Genomic DNA, 19976 nt, shown 5'->3' with positions numbered 1-19976 from the left:
ACAAGCCAGAAGGATTCCCTATGTCCCAGAGCGCCCCGGAAGACGCACTCGCCAGCCCGCCGCTGAACGCCGAGCGGTTGTTGCAGCTGATCACCGATGAATACGAGAGCCTGCCGCGCCAGCTCAAGCGCATCGCCAGCTACATGAGCCAGCAGAGCGACCGGATCATGGTCGACCGCATCAGCGACATCGCCCGTGAATGCGAGGTGCACCCGTCGGCCATCGTGCGGTTTTCCCAGCGTTTCGGGTTCAGTGGCTTCAGTGAAATGCAGGCGCTGTTCCGCGAGGCCTACACCCACAAGACCACGCCGGTGCAGAACTACCAGCAACGCATCCGCAGCATGATCGCCAACAAGTCGCAGAAAGCCAGCGGCGGCGACCTGGCGCGTGAGTGCGTGAATGCCACGCTGTCCGGCATCGAGCGCCTGGGGCTGGAGCTGGATGACGTGGCCTTTGAAAAGGCCGTGGACCTGGTGGTGAATGCCGACAATATCTACGTGGTGGGCGTGCGCCGCTCGTTCGCCGTGGCGGATTACCTGGTGTACAACCTGCAGCACACCAACAAGCGGATTCACCTGGTGTCGGGGTTGGGCGGCAGTTATCGCGAGCAGATGCGCAGTGTGCGGGCCAATGACCTGGTGATTGCCATCAGCTTTACGCCGTACGGCAAGGAAACCCAGCACTGCTTGCGGATTGCCCAGCACCATCAGGCCAAGACGCTGATTATCACCGACAGCAACCTGTCGCCCCTGGCCAAGCGGGCGAGCACGGTGTTGCTGGTGAATGAGGGCTCGTCGTTTGCGTTCAGGTCACTGAGTGCGACGCTGTGCCTGTGCCAGGCGTTGTTTATTGCCGTGGCGTATCGGCTGGAATTGAAGGTCGATGAGATTCATGAGCAGGTGGGGTTCGACGACTGACGATCGTTCCCACGCTCCGCGTGGGAATGCAGCCCCGGACGCTCCGCGTCCAAAGCGTGACGCAGAGCGTCACAAGAGGCGTTCCCACGCAGAGCGTGGGAACGATCGTAAGGCTTAGCGCAGTGCCCTTCGCAGCACCTTGCCCACCGTCGTCTTGGGCAACTCCTGCGTACGAAACTCGACATACCGTGGCACCTTGTACCCCGTCAGGTACTCCCGGCAATGGGCCAGAATCTGCTCCTGGGTCAAACTCGGGTCCTTGCGCACCACGATGATTTTCACCCGCTCGCCGGTCACGCCATCTTCCACCCCAATCGCCGCCACTTCCGCCACGCCGGGATGCAACGCCACCACGTCTTCGATTTCGTTGGGGTACACGTTAAACCCGGACACCAGGATCATGTCCTTCTTGCGGTCTACCAGGCGGATGAAGCCCTGCTCATTCATCACCCCGATATCGCCGGTGGACAACCACCCTTCGGCATCCAGCACCTCGGCGGTTTCCGCCGGGCGCTTCCAGTACCCCTGCATCACCTGCGGCCCGCGCACTTGCAGTTCGCCCTGCTCGCCCACCTCCGCCAGTTCACCGTCCTCACGAACAAACCGTACCCAGGTCGAGGGCAGCGGCACGCCGATGCTGCCGGTGAATTCCATCTCGCGCATGCGTGAGATGTCGATGGGGCTGATGCTCACCACCGGCGAGCACTCGGTGAGGCCGTAGCCTTCGATGATCGGCAAGCCGGTGACTTCCTTCCAGCGTTTGGCCACAGCGGTGTGGGTGGCCATGCCGCCGGCGATCACCATGCGCAGGTCGGAAAAGTCCCGGGCGCAGAATTCCTTGTTTTCCAGCAGGCCATTGAACAGCGTATTCACTCCGGCAATCCCGTTGAAACGCTCCTTGCGCAGGATCATCTGCACCCGCTTCACGTCCCGTGGGTTGGCGATCAGGATGTTGCGCCCGCCCAGGCACATGAACATCAGGCAGTTCACGGTGAGGGAAAAGATGTGGTACAGCGGCAGCAGCGTGACGTTGGTTTCCTGCTGGTTCTGGTCCAGTTGATCACCCACCCACGCCTTGGCCTGCAACAGGTTGGCGATGATGTTGCGATGGCTGAGCATCACGCCCTTGGCGTCGCCGGTGGTGCCGCCGGTGTATTGCAGGAAGGCCAGGTCTTCGCGGTTCATCGGCACGGCCAAATGGGTCTGGCCGCGTCCCTGTTTCAACACCTGGTTGAAGCGCACGGCGCCCGGCAGGTTGAAGCGCGGGACCTGCTTCTGCACGTTGCGCAGGATGAAGTTCATCGCCGCGCCCTTGAAAGTGCCAAGCAAGTCGCCGATGGCGGCAATCACCACGCGTTTGACGGTGCTGGCCGCGACCACCTTCTCCAGGGTATGGGCGAAGTTTTCGAAAATCACAAGGGTCTCCGCTCCGCTGTCCTTGAGCAAATGCTGCAGCTCCCGGGCGGTGTAGAGCGGGTTGACGTTGACCACCACGGCACCCGCGAGGATCGTGCCCAGCAGGCAGATCGGGTATTGCAAGCAGTTGGGCATCATCAGCGCCACCCGGTCGCCCTTCTTCACGCCCTGGGCTTGCAGCCACGCGGCAAAGGCGATGCCCTGCACTTCCCAGTCAGCGTAAGTCATCTCGGTGCCGATGCTGACGTAGGCCACGCGCTCACTGAATTTGTGCAGGTGCTCCAGGAACACCTCGCGCAACGACGGGTAGTCCTCGATGCCTGCGTCGATGTCTGCCGGTACGCCGGGCAGGTAAGCGTTCAACCAGAGGCGTTCGGTCTGTTCCAGGCTTACAGCGTTCATGGCAGTCTCCTTGTTGTTTTTATGGTCGGAACTACTTTTCGACGATAGCGGTAATGCCCAACCCACCCGCCGCGCAGATCGAAATCAAGCCTCGGCCGCCGCCCCGCTGGTGGATGGCCTTGGCCAGTGCTGCGAGCTGCCGGCCGCCAGTGGCAGCGAACGGGTGACCGCAGCCGAGGGAGCCGCCGTTGACGTTCATTTTGGCGCGGTCGATGCTGCCCAACGGCGCGTCGAGGCCCAGTCGGTCGCGGCAGTACTCCGGGTCTTCCCAGGCCTTGAGGGTGCACAGCACCTGGGCGGCGAAGGCTTCGTGGATCTCGAACAGGTCGAAGTCAGCAAACGTCAGGCCTTCGCGCTTGAGCATGCGTGGCACGGCGTAGGCCGGGGCCATCAGCAGGCCTTCGGTGCCGTCGACGAAATTCACCGCTGCGGTTTCGCCGGTTCGCAGGTACGCCAATACGGGCAAGCCACGTTCGGCGGCCCATTCCTCGCTGGCCAGCAGCACCACCGAGGCGCCGTCAGTCAGGGGCGTGGAGTTGCCAGCGGTGAGCGTGCCGTTCTGGCGGTCGTAGGCCGGTGACAAGCCGGCGAGTTTTTCCAGGCTGGTGTCGGCCCGCAGGTTGTTGTCCCGGGCCAGGCCGCGATACGGGCTGATCAAATCTTCGAAAAACCCCTGCTTGTACGCCGCGTCCAACCGTTGGTGGCTGGTGAGGGTCAGTTCGTCCTGGGCCAGGCGCTTGATCTGCCAACGCTTGGCCATTTCTTCACAGTGTTCACCCATGGACAGGCCAGTACGCGGTTCGCCATTGCGCGGCAGCAGCGGCTTGAAGAACATCGACGGACGCACGCCCATCAAGGCCTTCAACTTGGCGCCGGTACCCTTGGCGCGGTTGGCTGAAAGCAAGGTGCGGCGCAGGGACTCGTTGATGCCGATGGGCGCATCGGAGGTGGTGTCGGAGCCGCCGGCGATGCCCACTTCGATCTGCCCGAGGGCGATCTTGTTCGCCACCAGCAACGCCGCTTCCAGGCCCGTGCCGCAGGCTTGTTGCAGGTCGTAGGCCGGGGTTTCGGGAGACAGCGTGGTGGACAGCAGGCTCTCCCGGGCCAGGTTGAAATCCCGGGAATGCTTGATCACCGCACCGGCGGCAAACTCGCCCAGGCGCAGGCCGTGAAGGTTGTAGCGATCCACCAGGCCTTGCAGGGCGGCGACCAGCAAATCCTGATTGCTGTCATGGGCATACACCGTATTGGAACGGGCGAACGGAATGCGGTTGCCGCCGATAATCGCCACGCGGCGGGTCGGGGCCGGGTTGAAGCTGTAGTCACTCATCGAGGGTTCTCATTCCAGATAAACAGCCCACGCATATGGGGTTTGTCACCGGCGAAATTGCGCACTTCAAACTCACGGCGCGGGCCGGTTGGCGGGACGTTCCACAAGGCGACCTGGCCAGGCAGGAAGATCGGCAACTTGAAGTCGCAGTGGGCTTCGGCCTGGTCCAATCCACCCGGCGGTTGCTGGGCGGCCAGTGCGCGGCCAAGGGTCCACATGCCATGGGCGATGGCCCGGCGAAAGCCGAAGAGTTTGGCGCCGATCACCGAGGTATGAATCGGATTGAAATCCCCCGAGACCTTGGCGAAACGCCGCCCCAGGTCGGCCGGCAGCACCCAGCGTTGGGTACGCAGCAAACCTGCCTCCTGCAACGGCAGCACGTCGTCCCACGGTTCGCCGACCGGGGCTTTTACGTCACGGCGCAGGTACAGGCTGTCGCTCTCCCACACCAGGGTGCCCGCGCTGTAGGCACGGGTGGCGATGCTCAAAGCCTGGCCCTTGGGATGGGCGACCCAGCGCTCGCAATACACCTCCAGCCGCAGGGCCTGGCCCTCCTCGAGCCGTTGATGCTGACGGATGCGATTGGCCAAATGCACCATGCCGCTGGCGGGGTAAGGGAAGCTCGGCCGGGTCAACAGCATCAGGTGCAACGGGAACGCCAGCACATGGGGATAGGACAGCGGTACGCCTTGCTCGCGGCGGAAACCACAGGCCCGACCGTAGGCCGCGATCCCCTGGGCAGACAGCTCGACGGCCGAACGCACCAGACGGTCTTTCGGTAACATCGGCGCCCCTTCCACCTTGGGTTTGCGCAGGGCCAGGACACCGTCCAGCAGCAGCCGCGAGCGTGAGGGCGGTGGGTCAATAATCTGAGTCACATAGTCCATAGGTCAGGCTCCCAACAGGCTTTGGCCGCAGACCCGCACCACCTGGCCATTGACCCCGCCGGAAGCCGGATGCGCCAGCCAGGCAATGGTTTCCGCCACGTCGATGGGTTCCCCGCCCTGGGACATGGAATTCATCCGCCGCCCCGCTTCGCGAATCATCAGCGGGATCTTCGCGGTCATCTGGGTTTCGATAAAACCGGGGGCCACCGCATTCACCGTCACCTGCTGCGCCGCCGCTTGCGGTGCCAGGCCTTGGACCAGGCCGATCACACCGGCCTTGGACGTGGCGTAGTTGCTCTGCCCGAGGTTGCCGGCAATGCCGGAAATCGACGAGACACACACGATCCGCCCACCCGGGTTCAGGCCTTGGCTTTCCAGCAAGGCCGTGCTCAGGTGCAGCGGCGCTTCCAGGTTCACCGCCAGTACGCTGCGCCACGCCGCTTCGGTCATCTTGGCGATGGTCTTGTCGCGGGTGATGCCGGCGTTGTGCACCACCACGTCGAATGCGCCGTGCTGGCTGACATGGTCTTGCAACTGCTGCGCAGCGTCGGTGGCGGTGATGTCCAGCGCCAGGGCCGTACCACCGACACAGCTGGCCGCTTGTTGCAGTGATTCCCGGGCCTGGGGCACATCCACGCAGACCACCTGCGCCCCGTCACGGGCCAGCACCTGGGCGATTGCCAGGCCGATGCCACGGGATGCGCCGGTGACCAGGGCGCGGCGGCCGCCGAGGGGTTTGTCCCAGTTGATTTCGGCTTGGGTTTCGACCGGTTTCTCAAGGCGTACCACCTGCCCCGAGACATAGGCCGAGCGCCGCGACAGGAAGAACCGCAGGCTGCTTTCCAGCGCACCTTCGGCACCCGGTGCGACGTAGATCAACTGCACGGTGATCGCCCGGCGCAGCTCCTTGGCCAGTGAGCGCACCAACCCTTCAAGGGCGCGTTGAGCGACGGCCTGCGGCAAGTCCTTGCACAGTTCCGGCGCGGTGCCCAGCACCACCACCCGGGCGTGTTGGCCCAGGCGCTTGGCGTTGGCGTGAAAGAATTCGTAGAGCTCGTCCAGTTGCTTGACGTCGGCGATGGCACTGGCGTCGAACACCGCGCCCTGGACTTTGACTGTAGAGGGCGCCTTGAGGGTCGCGGCGGTGGCGGGCACGGTGTCGGTGGCACTGAAGATGCGCTGGATCTCAGCAGCCAGGCGCCCTGCCCCGGCCATGATCACCGGGTTGGCCAGGCCGTGTTGGCCGCTGCGATGGCGTTGCAGCGCCAAGGGTTGTGGCAGGCCCGCCGTCTGGGCCAGCCAGCGGCCCCAAGGGGAATTGACGAAAGAGAGGTAGCTGTCACTCATGGATAAATTCACTCACAACACTGTCTTGCCATGGAAACCCGATCCCTGTGGGAGCTGGCTTGCCTGCGATTGCGGTGTATCAGCCAATGCATCTGGCACTGAACCAACGCTATCGCAGGCAAGCCAGCCTCCCACATTGACTGTGTTCCTCCAGTTCCAATCAGTTGACCGGCGCGTTTTCGCTTTGATTGGCGCGGCGTTTTGCGCTCGGTTTGGCGGCCTGTTCCAGCGCCTGTTGGCGCTGTTGCAAGGCTTCCAGCAAACCGAAGTCCTGCGGGAAGTCGTCCACCTGGATCGCGTGATCGCCATATTCCACATAGCGCGCCAGCAAGCTGTCCTCGTCGTCGCTGATCAGGTCCAGCGCCCGTGCCTTGACCCGCCACGGGGTAAACGCGGTACCGGAAATCGGCATCGGTTCGATCAGGCCTTGCTTGATTGCACCCTTGAGCCGCGCCTCGATCAGTTCCACCTGTGGCAACAGGCGCAAGGCCAGTTCGCCATAAGCCAGCTTGTCGATTTCCGGCCGAGGGATGTAGGAATTGCCCAGCAAACGGTCACGGCTTTCCCCCGGCACTTGCACCAGTTCCGCCACTTGCGCCAGCAGGCGATCCGACGGTTTGCGCAGGGGAATGCCAAACGGAAAGGTCAAGCCACGCACCACCGCCGCCGCTGCTTTCGACGGATAGTTGTCGAGCACTTCAGCCAGGGCTTCATGGGCCCGCAGCAAGGCGTCCTGAGCCGCCCAATGCACCAGCGGTAGATCTGCCTGGGGCCGGCCATCATCTTCAAAGCGCTTGAGCACGCAGGACAGGATGTACAGCTGGGACAGAATGTCTCCCAGCCGCCCGGTGATACTTTCCTTGCGCTTGAGGGCACCGCCCAGCACGCCCATGGAAATGTCCGAGATCAACGCCAGCACCACCGACAGCCGATTGGCCTGGCGGTAGTAGGACGCCAGCGCCGGATCGGTTTTGCCAGGCACGGAAATCAAGCGCCCGCCTGTCAGCGAATGCACCGCTGCGCGTACGGTATTGGCCAGCACAAAGCTCAGATGGCCGAACATCGCGCTGTCGAAATCCACCAGGGCCTTGCGCCGGTCGGTGTTGCGCGCCGCTTCCATCTCGCGGAACACATAGGGATGGCAACGAATCAGGCCCTGGCCGTAGATGATCAGGCAGCGGGTCATGATGTTCGCGCCTTCCACCGTGATGGCGATGGGGCTTTGCTGGTAGGCCCGGGCGAGGAAATTGTTGGGGCCCATGCAGATGCCCTTGCCGGCGACGATGTCCATGCCGTCGTTGACGATGATCCGCGCACGTTCGGTAACGTGATATTTGGCGATGGCCGAGATCACCGACGGCTTTTCACCGGCATCCAGTGACGCCACCGACACCTTGCGCACCGCATCGCAGGCATACAGATGCCCGGCCATGCGGGCCAATGGTGCTTGTACGCCTTCGAACTTGCCGATGGGCAGGCCGAATTGTTTGCGCATCGCCGCATAAGCGGTGGTGCCGCGCACGGCCACCTTGCCCAGGCCGACGTTGGCCGACGGCAGGGAAATCGCCCGGCCAGCCGCCAGGCACTCCATCAGCATGCGCCAGCCGTTGCCCACTTGCTCGCGGCCACCGATTACCCAATCCAGCGGGATAAACACATCCTTGCCAGTGGTTGGGCCGTTCTGGAATACCGCGTTGAGTGGCCAGTGACGCCGGCCGCTGTTCACCCCCGGATGGGAAGTCGGGATCAGCGCACAGGTGATGCCCAGGGAGCCGGGCTGGCCGAGCAAACCGTCCGGGTCTTCGGCGCGGAATGCCAGGCCGAGCACGGTGGCGATTGGGCCGAGGGTGATGTAGCGCTTGTCCCAGGTCACACGGAACCCCAGCACTTCCTCGCCTTCGTGCAGGCCCTTGCAGACGACGCCCAGGTCTGGAATCGCCCCCGCGTCGGAACCGGCATACGGGCTGGTCAGGGCGAAGCACGGGATGTCTTCGCCACGGGCCAGGCGTGGCAGGTAGTAATTACGCTGGGCGTCGGTGCCGTAGTGCAACAGCAGTTCCGCCGGGCCCAGGGAGTTGGGCACCATCACCGAAATCGCCGCCGCCGAGCAACGGGTCGAGAGCTTCATCACCACCTGCGAATGCGCATAGTGGGAGAAGCCTTTGCCGCCGTACTGCTTGGGAATGATCATGCCGAGGAAGCCGGCATCCTTGGTGTACTGCCAGCCTTCGGGGGACATGTCTTGCCAGACCTGGGTGGTTTCCCAGTCGTTGGACATGTCGCACAGGGTCTCCACTTCATTATCGAGGAAGGCCTGTTCTTCAGCGCTGAGGCTGGCCGGTGCAGCTTGCAGCAAACGCTCCCAGCGCGGTTTGCCACTGAACAGCTCGGCGTCCCACCACACGGTGCCGGACTCGATGGCCGCGCGCTCGGTGTCGGACATCGCCGGCATGATGCTGCGGAAAAGGCCCAGGGCCTTGCTGGTCAACAGCGCACGGCGCAGGGGTTTGATCGTCAGCAGCAGCGCGGGCAACACCACCAGCACCGCCACCACACTGGCGCCGAAACCGGCCACCACGCTGAACAGGTAACCGACCGCCAGCCAGACCAGGCCGCCACCCAGCCAGAGGGTGGCAGCGGCTTGTCGATACGCCAGGGCAATCGCTGCTGCGAGTCCCGCCAATAACCAGATAACCATGGGGATACCTCTACTCGATTCAGGGTACGGCCAACGCTCAAGCAGATCGGAATGACCTGTGACGTAAAGCCACACTACAAACTTGAAAAGATAAATTCAAATTTTGTTTTGAAATTTTTATTTAATGCTTGGGCGAAAAAATAGCGGCTGAATGAATCAGCCGTTCAGGTCAGTGGAAAAGGGATCGGAACGGGTCGCGTGGGCGACCCGTCGATGCAATACCAGTGTGAGACGTGCAGAAAGATGCGCTGACTGCAGGCTGACACCGACACACGCCACAACGGTGGATCAGAACTCGTAGGAGATCGCCATACTGACTACGTCTCCATAGGCGTCCGCCTTGCCATCCAGGGTGGCTGCCCCCAGACGATCCTGGTTGTGGGTTTGCAGCTTGGCTTTTTCCACGAATTGGTGGGAGTAGGAACCGTCGATACCCAACCCCGGAATTGCACGAACTTTGTAGCCAAAGCCCAGGGATGTGAAGATCCGGTCACCATCCGGGATGCGTGGGTCACGGGTGGAGTTACGGGTTGGCGTCTGGTCCGTGGCCACACCGGCGCGCACAGTGAGATCGTTGGTGAGTTTATAGTCACCGCCGAGGGAGACCATCCAGGCGTCCTTGTAGTTATAAGGAATCGACACAATCTGGTTGCCGTCAGACTTCAAGGTCAGCGCTTTGAATGACGACCATTGGGTCCACATGACACTGGCACCCAGGCTGAAACGATCACTGAACTGGTGAACCCAGTCGATGGTGGCGTTGGCCGGGACATCAAGTTGTGTGCTGGCGTTGGCACCGTTGAGCTTCAGGTCCAGACCTGGGTAGGCAAGGCCTGGGAGACCGCCCTCGATCAGCGACTGGCTCAAGGGGTCAGCGTAGATATTGTATTTGCCCTCCAGCTTGTTCTTGATCTTGGCGTGGTAGGCAAGGCCCAAGGTATCTTTGTCTGTAGGCTTCCAGGCCAGGCCGCCAAACCAGCCGACGGAGGTATTGTCCACCTTGACGCGAATCAGCGAATGGCCTACGCCGGAAGGAAACTGAAGTCCGATCGGAGACACGGCCGCGGCGGAATACAGGTCTATGTTCTGGCTGACGAAGCCTTTGGTATGTTGAACAATTGCACCGCCGCCAATGGAAAACTGATCATTCACCTTGAACGACAGCGCGCCCGTCAGGCCAACGGTTTCAATGCGCGTGTCGACGGCAAAATCTCGTCCAATCCAGTCGGAATCCCATGTAGTACGTGCACCCATGGGAACCACCTGGCTCAGACCAAAGGCGAAGCGATCGCCAATCGGCATCACCGCAAATCCGGTCGGTACCCAAGCGGTGAAGCCGCCCTGCCCGCCTTTGTTGTCATTGGGCGTGCCGGCCAGCGTATCCGGGTCTACCAGCTGCGGCGCATTGCCGGCGTAGTCCTTTTCGGTGCCTTTGTATTTGATGTTGATCCGCGCATAGTTGACGGTGAGCTCGGCGACGTTACGATCGATAAAGGCCATGGCCGCCGGGTTGTTGAACGCCGCGGATGGATCGTTTTGAAACAGCGAGCCACCCCCGAAGGCACGGCCCCAGCCTTGGGCACCATAGGTCGGAGTCGCGAAGCCGCCGGCCTGGACCGACCCTGCCGCGGCCATGAGCCCGCCCAACAATGCCAGGCCGAGAAACGCTTGAGCCTGTTGTTTCTTATTATTCATGCTCCACTCCTTATTATTTTTTCCATCACGGGCGTTAACCCCGATCGGGCTTACCTCAACAGGTGCCTCTGACGAGGCACCTGTTTATTTCAACGTGTGATCATCACGTCTTGCGCGGAGCGGTACTTATGGCGAAATGACGAATGCTGGGTTCGGTGTTGCAGTCAGAGCGGTGATGGTGCAAGACCCAACTGCCTGTTGTGTCGCAATACTCAGGAGGTTGGAGCCGTTGTTCCAGGTCACTGCAATTGGCACGGCGGCCGATGCACAGTTAGAGACAACCGAGAAGTTCACCGACACGGTACCGGTGTAACTTGGGTTGGCACCGGCGGTCACTTGCAGTTTCCATGGCAGGTTCAGCAGTTTTGGAACACCGCACAGAGGGTTGCTGCCATTGACGGTCGCACTGTTGATCTGAGCGTAGGTACCATCAGCCGCCACTTGGCCGGAAAACGCAATATTGCAAGTTACAGGCTGTTGCAGCGACGCCGGCGACTTCACAGTAATGCTGCCGGTAGTTGCGAAGGGCGAACCCGCCGGAGCAATGGTATAGGCCGCATTGGCCATCGAAGCTGCGCCGAAGCACAACGCAAACGAACCTACACAAACGAGGGTTTTCAAGCTTTTCATTGTTTTTCCTCACATGTTATGGCGAGTCAATTCGCCAGGGGTAATGGCCATGATCGAGAGGTCACGGTGAATCTGCAGAACTTCCCTTTCCAGCCAAATTTCAATTCGATTACCGTTACAACGCCTAACTGTTACTCAACAACTTTGAAAGTCGGCGGCATCTTGATCGACACCGTTTTAATCGTGCAGTCTTCGCCGATCGGCACATTGGCCGCTTCTAACTTGCCCGTGGCGTTATCCCAAGTGCCATCGGCGGTAGAAGGCCCGCATTTACCGCCCAACCCAAAGGCGTGCACATCGACGGCAATCTTCGACATCGAGCCGCTCTTGGTATCTTTAGCCACCAATACCCACGGCAAGTTGATCGCTTCCACCCGGCTGCACTTGAGGCCGCCGTCGAATTCAACTTTGTCGACATTCACCGACGAGCCATCCGCCGCCACTTTGCCGGCGACCTTGATGGTGCAGTCCGCGCTGATCAGCGCGCCCTTGGAAAAGCTGATGGGCCCCTGGGCAGTAAACGCACTGCCGGCGGGTTCGATACGGGCGGCCTGGGCCTGGTGGTAAACAATCAGGCCCAGGGCGGCCAATACAATGTGCGTCGTGAACTTGGCAGGGTTTTGCATGGTGTACGTCCTTCCCTTAATTTTATTTTTGTTCGGGTCAAACAACTGTCTTGCAACTAAGCCGTACTCGAAACCGGTAAAGCCTGGGCGATGAGAACTTGCGCGATACACAGATCCCGAGTACGCCCTACAACTGACTGATTTACGTTAGAAGGGTCTGGTGGTGTTGCTGTACTTCTCCAGGTACTTCAAACGTTGTGACGGTTGAAGATTGGTCAGGGTGATATCCCCGGCATAGTGGTTAAGGACTCGGTGATCCATGCGTCGTCGCCACAAGTACGGCACATAAGCCCAGACAATCATGCTGGCATAACCGTAGGGCAGTTGCGGCGATTCATCAAAGTGACGCAGGGACTGATAACTTCTGGTTGGGTTGGCATGATGGTCAGAGTGGCGCTGTAGTTGGAACAGAAAGATATTGGTCACAATCCGATTACTGTTCCAGGAATGGCGTGGCGAGCAACGCTCATAACGACCGTTGGGCAACTTCTGGCGTTTCAGGCCGTAGTGCTCGACATAGTTCACCACTTCCAGCAGCGAGAAACCGTAGATGCCCTGGATGATCAGGAACGGAATCACTGCCGCGCCCAGCCACGCAATCATCGCGCCCCACAACACCACGCTGTACATCCAGGCGCTGAGTACGCCGTTCTTCCAGTGCCAGGCCGGCAGGCCGAGTTTGCGCAGGCGCTCACGTTCCAGGTTCCACGCCGAGCGGGCGCTGAACCATACCGAGCGCGGCAGGAAGGCCCAGAAGCTCTCCCCCAACCGCGAACTAGCCGGGTCTTCCGGGGTGGCGACGCGTACGTGGTGGCCACGGTTGTGTTCGGTATAGAAGTGCCCGTAGAAGGTCGGCGCCAGGGTGATCTTGGCCAGGATGACTTCCAGCAGGCGCGGCTTGTGCCCCAGTTCATGGGCGGTGTTGATGGCGATGCCGGTGGCGGCGCCGGTGGACATCGCCATGCCCAGGTAGGTGAACCAGCTAATTTCGCCGTGCAGTTGGGTGCGAGCGGTTACGAACGCGGCGGTCTTGGCCAGCCAGCTCGATGGGTCCAGGGTGGCGGTAGCTTGCAGCAGGCCGCCGTTGATAATCCAGTCGATACCGCCTGCCGCCAGCCACCCGGTGATCACCACCGAGGAGATGACAAACAGCACGCCGGTATAGACGATCCAGCGGTAGTAGCTTTGGGATTCGAGGTTGCTGACGGCGGATTCCGGCGGGTTGCTGACGTCTTCACCCAGCAGGCCGTCGATCAATGGGATCAGGCCGAAGATCACCAGTACGCCGACCCACCACAGTTGTTGCACACCAGTGCTGATGGCCAGGGCGCCAGAGAGCAAAGGGGTTGCCAGAGGCATGATGCCGAGCCACCACAGGTGGCGCTTGCCGTCGGTCCAGACGTTCGGGGCAGCCAGGGTCTGATTCATGGCAACCTCCGTACGAGGCAGCTGGGCAGGGAGCAAAAATCAACACGAGACAGGTACACGGAGCGATGACTGCTCCGAGAATTCAACCATGCGATAAAAGGCGTTTTTTTCATTATTTTATTCGCTCTTAGGCATTTCAAAAATTGTTTCAAATTACACATTGAAATAATTTTTTTAAATAAATAGCGCGGAATCGTTAGGTCGTCAACTAGTTTCTTGAGCCCTTTTGAACGTGACCGGGCAGTCTCTTTTTCAGCCCTTTGGTCAGGTGTCTAGGGCAAGCATTGACGGCGTGGAACCGCGAGTTCAGTCGCACCATTATTTGCTCGCCACGGCAAATGGCGGGTGCAAAATCGTGGCGCTTTCCGGTGGCCGGACACGCTTGGCCACCTGCTCGACCAGGGCCGCGACACGCTCAGGGGCAGTGATCGGCAACATATGCCCGCGCCCTTCCACCAACTGCAGCTTGAGGCCCGGCACCCGGCTGGCCAGGGCCTGGCCGTGCTTGCGGAAGTCCAGCACCTTGTCTTGCGCGCCATAGATCAACCCGATGGGCAGGGTCAGTTGCGGGTAGCGCTTGACCATGTCCGGCAGGAAATCGTTGACCAGGTTGATCTCGGTGGAGGCGGCATAGAAGTTGTCGGGCCGCATGCCCAACAAGCCGCCGCCGCGAGTGGCGAAGTCTTCCGGGGCAGGGTCGGGAGCAAACACGCCTTTGACCACCGAGCCTTTGGTCAGCAATCCGATCGGCATGGTCAGGGTGTGCGACATAAAGCGTCGCAGCCATCCCGGGCGTATCGCCAACGACATAAACACCAGCGGCAGCATGCGCTGGGGATGGGTGAGCGGCGCCACCAGGATCAATCCGGACACCGCGTGGGGATGGTCCAGCGCCAGCGCCAGGGAAATCGCCCCGCCGAGGGAATGCCCCAGCACCAATGGCTTATCCAGGTCCAGGGTCTTGATAAAGCTCGCGACTTGCCGGGCCTGGCCAGGCAGGTCGGCGGCCGCCCCGGCATGCCGGGTGGAATAGCCCGAACCCGGACGATCCAGGGTGATCACCCGAAAGTGCTCACGCAATTGGGCAGACAAGGCATACGTCAGGTTGCGACTGCTGCCCATCAGCCCGTGGATCATCACCAGCGGCGGGCCCTTGCCCTCGTCTACATAATGAAAGCGCTCGCCGTTGATCTCCAGGAAGCGCCCGTTGATCGGAACAGCGGCTTCTATACGCCGTGTCATCCGGGCACTGAAGCCCCACAACACTACGCTTAACCCTACACACACACCCGCAGCGACAACCCACTCGACAGCCATAGCTCGGTCCTCTGCATCCCTGCGTTGCTGGCGGCCCGACCGGTATTGATCAAGGCCTCAGCCATCGTCCACCCCTGGACCTAACTGCGTGCGTAAAAGCTCTCGTCCGTCGGATAAGTCGCACATGAGGAACAGGGTCGTAGCCTAGACGATATTTTCAGGTAGATTATTTAAAATCTTTTTTAAAATAAATAATTCAATTTTCCTTTGCAATGGTGTTCTATCTAAAAAGCCAAAACAAAAACAAGGAGCACATCCGATGTCGACACCCGTAAGGCGCCACCGGCCCACGAGGGACAGCCTATGAATGCCCATGACACCATCGACATCGCCATCATCGGTTCCGGATTTGCCGGACTGTGCATGGCGATCAAACTCAAGGAAGCCGGGTTCAACGACTTCTTTGTCGCCGAGCAGGCCGACGCCCTCGGCGGCACCTGGCGCGATAACCACTACCCTGGCTGCGCTTGCGACGTGCAGTCCCATGTCTATTCGTTTTCCTTTGCGCCCAACCCGGACTGGACGCGGCAATTCGCGCCACAGGCGGAGATTCGCGCCTACCTGGAACAGTGCGCCCAACGCTTCGAACTGGCGCCGTTCCTGCGCTTTGGCATGGGGCTGGAGAAGGCCGTGTTTGATGAGGCACAACAGCGCTGGAGCCTGAGCTTCAGCAATGGCCGTCAGGTCAGCGCGCGGGTGCTGGTGTCCGGGATGGGCGGCTTGTCGCGCCCGGCACTGCCGGACATTCCGGGCCTGGACAGCTTCAAGGGCAAGCGCTTCCACTCCCAGCAGTGGGACCACGAGTACTCATTGAAGGGCAAACGCGTGGCGGTGATCGGCACTGGCGCCAGTGCCATTCAGTTCGTGCCGCAGATCGCGCCACAGGTGGCCCATCTGGACCTGTTCCAGCGCACCCCGCCGTGGATCATGCCCAAGCCCGACCGGCCGATTTCACGCGTCGAGCGCTGGGCTTTCAAACACCTGCCGTTCACCCAGCGCCTGGTGCGCGGTGCGTTCTATTGGGCGCTGGAAGGCCGCGTGGTGGGCTTTGCCCTGCACCCGCGCCTGATGAAAATGGTGCAGAAAATCGCCGTGCGCCACCTGCACAAACAAGTGGCCCGCCCTTCCCTGCGCAAGACCCTGACGCCGGACTACACCATCGGCTGCAAGCGCGTGTTGATCTCCAACGACTACTACCCGGCCCTGTCGCGCAGCAATGTGCAGGTGGTGACCGACAATGTGCAGCGCATTGAGGCCGACGGGGTCGTCACTGCCGACGGCATCAAGCACCCGGCCGATTGCATCATCTTCGGCACCGGTTTCCAGGCCACCGATCCCCTGCCCCGCAACTGCATCATCGGCCGCCACGGCATCGACCTGATGGACACCTGGCAAGACGGTGCCCATGCCTACCTGGGCACGACGGTGCCGGGTTATCCGAACCTGTTCCTGATCGTCGGCCCCAACACCGGGCTGGGGCATAACTCGATGATTTTGATGATCGAGGCCCAGGTCACCTACATCCTCGATGCCTTGCAACAAATGCAGCGCCATCGCATCGCCACGGTGGACGTCAAGCCAACGGTAGAGTTGGCCTATAACGCCCGGCTGCAGGAAAAACTCCACGGCACCATCTGGTCCACCGGCGGCTGCAAGAGCTGGTACCTGGACCCACGCACCGGCAAGAACACCACGCTGTGGCCCGGCTCCACCTGGCGCTTCAAGCAGGTCACCCGGCACTTCGCCCTCAAGGACTACGTCGCCAACCTGGTGCCGGTACCCTCCACCCCGCGCCCGGCCGCAAATCCCCACACCACCGCAGAAGGGAGCCTGTCATGAAGTCATTCAACGGCCGCGTGGCGGCCATCACCGGCGCCGCTTCCGGCATGGGCCGCGCGTTGGCCCTGGCGTTGGCGCGTGAAGGCTGCCACTTGGCGCTGGCGGATAAAAACAGCCAGGGCCTGGAGCAGACCGTCGCACTGATCAAGGCCCAGGTGCTTGCGCCAGTGCTGGTGACCTCGCAGGTGCTGGACGTTTCCGACCGACAGGCCGTGGAAGAGTGGGCAGCCCGCTGCGCCGCGGAGCATGGCCAGATCAATATGATCTTCAACAACGCCGGCGTCGCGCTGTCCAGCACCGTCGAAGGCGTGGATTACACCGACCTGGAATGGATCGTCGGGATCAACTTCTGGGGCGTGGTGTATGGCACCAAGGCCTTCTTGCCGTACCTCAAGGCCAGCGGCGACGGCCATGTGATCAATACCTCCAGCGTGTTCGGTCTGTTCGCCCAGCCGGGCATGAGCGGCTATAACGCCACCAAGTTTGCCGTGCGCGGTTTTACCGAGTCCCTGCGCCAGGAACTCGACTTACAGAAAAGTGGCGTCTCGGCCACCTGCGTGCACCCCGGGGGGATCCGCACCGACATCTGCCGCAGCAGCCGGATCGACGCCAACATGACCGGCTTTCTGATCCACAGCGAACAACAGGCCCGAGCCGACTTCGAAAAGCTGTTCATCACCGACGCCGACCAGGCCGCCAAAGTGATCCTGAACGGCGTCCGCAAAAACAAACGCCGCGTGCTGATCGGCCGCGACGCCTACTTCCTGGACCTGCTCGCCCGCTGCCTGCCGGCCGCCTATCAAGCGCTGGTGGTGTTCGCCAGCAAACGCATGGCACCGAAACAACGCAGTGCGCCCTCGCCCGTCCTTGAAACCAACGAAGAGCACCGTCTCTGAACTGGAGTACCGACCATGCTACCGATTCGCCGCGACCTCCGTTTTGCCCTGCCGGCCGAACGCATCAAGAACTGGCATGAACAAGGCCCGTTCATCACGCACTTTTTCAACGCGCTGTCGCTGCTGTTTCCCCAGGGTGAACTGTTCTTCATGGACAGCGTGCGCCACTACCGCCAGCGCATCGAAGACCCGGAACTGAAGAAGGAAATCCAGGGTTTCATCGGCCAGGAAGCCATGCACAGCCGCGAGCACGTGGCCTACAACGACCTGCTGCAAGCCGCCGGACTGCCGGCGCATACCCTGGACCGTCGGCTGAAGATGATCCTCGACGCGCAAAAGAAATACATGCCCGCCTCCTTCAACCTGGCGGTGACCATTGCCCTGGAGCATTACACCGCGATGCTGGCGGAAATCCTCCTCAGCGACCCCTCGCGGTTCGGTGACTCGGTCAAGGGTTACCAACAGATGTGGTACTGGCATGCCCTGGAAGAAACCGAGCACAAGGCGGTGGCCTTTGATGTGTGGAACAGCGTGATCAAGCCCGGGCCCAAGCGTTATTTGCTACGCACCGGGACCATGCTGGCCACCACCGCGCTGTTCTGGCTGACGATTCTCGATTTCCATCTGCGCCTGTTGTTTGCCGACCGGCGTTCAGGCGGGCATTTGAAGGGTTTCTGGCGGATGCTCAAGTTTCTCTACGGGCCCAAGGGTGTGTTCCCGCGTATGGCGCTGCCCTGGTTGCATTACTTCAAGCCCGGGTTTCATCCCTGGGACCACGACAACCGGGCGCGCCTGGCGGGCATTGACCGTTTGGTGGAAGAGATCGAGCAGGCCCAAAACGGTTATGGGCCCGCTTGAATCCGCTTAACGCTGGGTCGGGATGCGAATGTCGCCATCCCGACACTGGCTCTTGACGCTACGCGGGCAGCCGGCGAATGCCAGGTCCTTGGTCAGGCACACCCGCACTTCGGTCAGCACCGCGCCCTTACAGATCACTGCAAGGCCGTGGTTGCCCATGGCCGGGTTGCTCTCGCGAAACAGCGCTTCGATGTCCCGCGCGCCCAGGCCGCTGGGGACATTGAAGGGCTCAAGCTGCTGCGGGATCTTGACCACGCCCAGTGCCGCGTCGGTCTTGTCCAGGTAGGCTGACGCCTCAAGCCCACTGCAGGTACCGTGCTTGGCCCATTCATGCCTGAGCAGTTTGGGCGACGGGAACATCGTCCTGCCCCGGGCGAAGTCCGCATCCGACAAGCGCGACTGCGGCTCACACGACGCCGGCCAGCCGCCCTTCGCGTACTGTGGCCACAACCCATGCAGCACAAACCCGTAGCCCTTGCCCGAACATTGCTGGTCGTCCGGGTGCGTCAGGCAGAAGGTTGGCGACCAGGACAACGACAGCACGTAAAAATCAAACTCCCCGGCCTGCCCCTGGGCCCGCGGCGCCGCCATAGCGGCACTTGCCAGCACCCACAACAACGCAATCCAGGCTGCTTTCACTTTCATCCGTTCATTCCTTAAAAAGAAAAAATTAAAGCACTGCTAGACAGCCAGGTTGGGGTTACGTTGTAGCACCCGGTCCATGACCCGATCGGTCTTCAACGCCTCGATCGCCAGCGCCGGGTGCTTGCTCTCGCCGCGAATATGCGCATTCATCCCCAGTACGTGATGCCACTGGATATGCGCATGATTGGGCACCTCCAGCGTCTCATTCACATCGGCTTCGAGCCGCAACGGTGCCTCGTCGAACACCGAGAAGGTGATGCGGCCCTTGCTGCCGATCAGTTCCACCAGGTCCTCGCGACGGTCGGCGACAAAGTTCCAGCAGCCCATGCCCAGCGCGCCCGAGGCGAAGGTCCAACAGGCGGTGACGGCGTCCTCGGCGGCATAACGCCCGGCCTGGCGCGCGGTAAACCCGGCCACATCGACGATATCCCCGACCAGGTACTGGAACAGGTCAAAACCGTGGCTGGCCAGGTCGGCAAAATAGCCGCCGCCGGCAATCAGCGGGTCGGTGCGCCAATTGGCACTGCTGGCATCGTCTTCAGACGGCGGCTTGCACAAGGTCCAGGTCAGGTGGCGCAACTCGCCGATGCGCCCGTCTTGCAGCCAGTCCCGCACCTGCTGGAAGCGCGGCAGGGAACGCCGGTAGTAGGAGACGAACAGGTGCAGCCCGGCCTGTTCGAAGGTGCGTTGCATCAGCGCGCTTTGCTCGGCGTTCAGCGACATCGGCTTTTCGACGCAGCAATGCTTGCCGGCAGCGGCCACCATCAGGCTGTATTCGAGGTGGCTGTCGGGCGGCGTGGCGATGTAGACCGCGTCCACTTCCGGGTCGTCAATCAGCGCCTGGGCGTCGGTGTAGAACCGCGCAATGCCATGGCGTGCCGCATAATCGCACACGGCTTCCTCGCGCCGCCCCATCACCGCCACCAGCGCCGAACCTGGCGCTTTGTAGAAGGCGGGTCCACTCTTGAGTTCAGTGACACTGCCACAGCCGATCATGCCCCAGCGTACGGTGTTCATCTGCATCTCCTTCAGGTGAGTTTTTTCG

General features: G+C 61.4%; 16 protein-coding genes. 4 read left to right on the top strand and 12 right to left on the bottom strand.

Going from position 1 to position 19976, the window contains the following annotated elements; genetic code table 11:
• The first annotated feature begins 20 nt into the window (after window positions 1-20).
• Window positions 21-917, top strand: coding sequence for a MurR/RpiR family transcriptional regulator (locus D109_RS0128370; RefSeq protein ID WP_017479894.1), 897 nt, complete (start codon window positions 21-23; stop codon window positions 915-917).
• A gap of 114 nt (window positions 918-1031) precedes the next feature.
• Here D109_RS0128370 and D109_RS0128365 read toward each other — a convergent pair whose 3' ends face one another.
• The 10 genes from D109_RS0128365 to D109_RS0128320 all read right to left on the bottom strand — a co-directional run bounded on the left by D109_RS0128365 (window position 1032) and on the right by D109_RS0128320 (window position 14693).
• On the bottom strand, window positions 1032-2735 hold the full coding sequence (locus tag D109_RS0128365) for an AMP-binding protein (RefSeq protein ID WP_017479893.1): 1704 nt from the start codon (window positions 2733-2735) through the stop codon (window positions 1032-1034).
• Between the two features lie 31 nt (window positions 2736-2766).
• Entirely contained in the window at window positions 2767-4065 is a 1299-nt protein-coding gene (locus D109_RS0128360; RefSeq protein WP_017479892.1) for an acetyl-CoA C-acetyltransferase, read from the bottom strand.
• A complete protein-coding gene (locus D109_RS0128355) occupies window positions 4062-4952 on the bottom strand; it encodes a MaoC/PaaZ C-terminal domain-containing protein (RefSeq protein ID WP_017479891.1) in 891 nt (296 codons plus the stop codon). The genes D109_RS0128360 and D109_RS0128355 overlap by 4 nt, the downstream gene beginning before the upstream one ends.
• Window positions 4953-4955: 3 nt before the next feature.
• A complete protein-coding gene (locus tag D109_RS0128350; protein ID WP_017479890.1) occupies window positions 4956-6299 on the bottom strand; it encodes a 3-oxoacyl-ACP reductase in 1344 nt (447 codons plus the stop codon).
• Between the two features lie 160 nt (window positions 6300-6459).
• Entirely contained in the window at window positions 6460-8997 is a 2538-nt protein-coding gene (locus D109_RS0128345; protein WP_017479889.1) for an acyl-CoA dehydrogenase, read from the bottom strand.
• Between the two features lie 288 nt (window positions 8998-9285).
• Window positions 9286-10692, bottom strand: a complete 1407-nt coding sequence (locus D109_RS0128340; RefSeq protein ID WP_017479888.1) for an outer membrane protein transport protein — start codon at window positions 10690-10692, stop codon at window positions 9286-9288.
• Between the two features lie 126 nt (window positions 10693-10818).
• Window positions 10819-11322: an alkane oxidation protein activator PraB gene (praB, locus tag D109_RS0128335; protein ID WP_017479887.1), complete on the bottom strand. Its 504-nt coding sequence runs from the start codon at window positions 11320-11322 to the stop codon at window positions 10819-10821.
• A gap of 131 nt (window positions 11323-11453) precedes the next feature.
• Window positions 11454-11948 (bottom strand): alkane oxidation protein activator PraA, encoded by a 495-nt coding sequence (praA, locus tag D109_RS0128330; protein ID WP_017479886.1) that lies wholly within the window; start codon window positions 11946-11948, stop codon window positions 11454-11456.
• Between the two features lie 147 nt (window positions 11949-12095).
• The gene (locus tag D109_RS0128325) at window positions 12096-13376 is read right to left on the bottom strand and encodes an alkane 1-monooxygenase (protein ID WP_017479885.1); all 1281 of its coding nucleotides are present in this window, start codon (window positions 13374-13376) and stop codon (window positions 12096-12098) included.
• 318 nt (window positions 13377-13694) lie between these two features.
• A complete protein-coding gene (locus D109_RS0128320) occupies window positions 13695-14693 on the bottom strand; it encodes an alpha/beta fold hydrolase (protein WP_026078278.1) in 999 nt (332 codons plus the stop codon).
• A 303-nt stretch (window positions 14694-14996) separates the two neighbouring features.
• Between D109_RS0128320 and D109_RS0128315 the strand changes: the two genes are divergently transcribed.
• The 3 genes from D109_RS0128315 to D109_RS0128305 are packed head-to-tail and all read left to right on the top strand — an operon-like array spanning window position 14997 to window position 18286.
• On the top strand, window positions 14997-16532 hold the full coding sequence (locus tag D109_RS0128315; protein WP_017479883.1) for an NAD(P)/FAD-dependent oxidoreductase: 1536 nt from the start codon (window positions 14997-14999) through the stop codon (window positions 16530-16532).
• Window positions 16529-17428 (top strand): SDR family oxidoreductase, encoded by a 900-nt coding sequence (locus tag D109_RS0128310; RefSeq protein ID WP_017479882.1) that lies wholly within the window; start codon window positions 16529-16531, stop codon window positions 17426-17428. The genes D109_RS0128315 and D109_RS0128310 overlap by 4 nt, the downstream gene beginning before the upstream one ends.
• Before the next feature lie 15 nt (window positions 17429-17443).
• Entirely contained in the window at window positions 17444-18286 is an 843-nt protein-coding gene (locus D109_RS0128305; RefSeq protein ID WP_017479881.1) for a metal-dependent hydrolase, read from the top strand.
• Between the two features lie 6 nt (window positions 18287-18292).
• On the opposite strand, the gene D109_RS0128300 is transcribed toward D109_RS0128305, so the two are convergent.
• Together D109_RS0128300 and D109_RS0128295 are read right to left on the bottom strand one after the other, a co-directional pair.
• Window positions 18293-18931, bottom strand: coding sequence for a ribonuclease T2 (locus D109_RS0128300; protein ID WP_017479880.1), 639 nt, complete (start codon window positions 18929-18931; stop codon window positions 18293-18295).
• A gap of 36 nt (window positions 18932-18967) precedes the next feature.
• Window positions 18968-19948: a Gfo/Idh/MocA family protein gene (locus D109_RS0128295; RefSeq protein ID WP_017479879.1), complete on the bottom strand. Its 981-nt coding sequence runs from the start codon at window positions 19946-19948 to the stop codon at window positions 18968-18970.
• Between the last annotated feature and the right edge of the window lie 28 nt (window positions 19949-19976).

This window comes from Pseudomonas sp. PAMC 26793 (assembly GCF_000313235.1).
Lineage (GTDB): Bacteria > Pseudomonadota > Gammaproteobacteria > Pseudomonadales > Pseudomonadaceae > Aquipseudomonas > Aquipseudomonas yamanorum.
This window is presented reverse-complemented; position numbering and strand designations above follow the sequence as displayed.